The organism is Bradyrhizobium sp. NBAIM08 (genome assembly GCF_020193935.1).
Classification (GTDB): domain Bacteria; phylum Pseudomonadota; class Alphaproteobacteria; order Rhizobiales; family Xanthobacteraceae; genus Bradyrhizobium; species Bradyrhizobium yuanmingense.
Genome location: NZ_JADYVR010001399.1, coordinates 1 through 380, shown reverse-complemented (window position 1 = coordinate 380; position 380 = coordinate 1). Strand labels below are relative to the sequence as shown.

Below are 380 nucleotides of genomic sequence, written 5' to 3'. Positions count from 1 at the left end.
CTGCATGGACCGGCGAAGTGCCTTGAGCTCCTTGCCCTTGGCGCGCGTGATGTCGCGGCCGTCGAAGACGATCTGGCCCGAGCTGGCCGCCACCGCGCGCAGGATCGTCCGCGCCAGGGTGCTCTTGCCGCACCCGGACTCACCGACCAGGCCGAGCACCTCACCCTTGCGGACGGCCAGGTCCACGCCGTCGACGGAGTGGACCGTCTTTCCCGAGCCGGCGGGGAAGTGCTTGACGACATCGTGGAGCTCCAGCAGGGGCGAGACGGTTGCCCATCCGTGAACGTCCTCGGTAACGACCGTGGTCATCCCGCCTCCGCGTGCTCTCGAGATGCGTAGCATCGACTGTGGTGATCGTGCTCGCCGCAGGTGTGCAGCTC

Annotated in this window: 1 protein-coding gene; it reads right to left on the bottom strand. The window is 68.2% G+C overall.

All coding sequences use genetic code 11. The annotated features are described in order from the left end of the window. On the bottom strand, nucleotides 1-309 hold a 309-nt coding region (locus I6F37_RS45120), incomplete at its 3' end, for an ATP-binding cassette domain-containing protein (RefSeq protein WP_225155147.1). Nucleotides 310-380 lie beyond the last annotated feature (71 nt).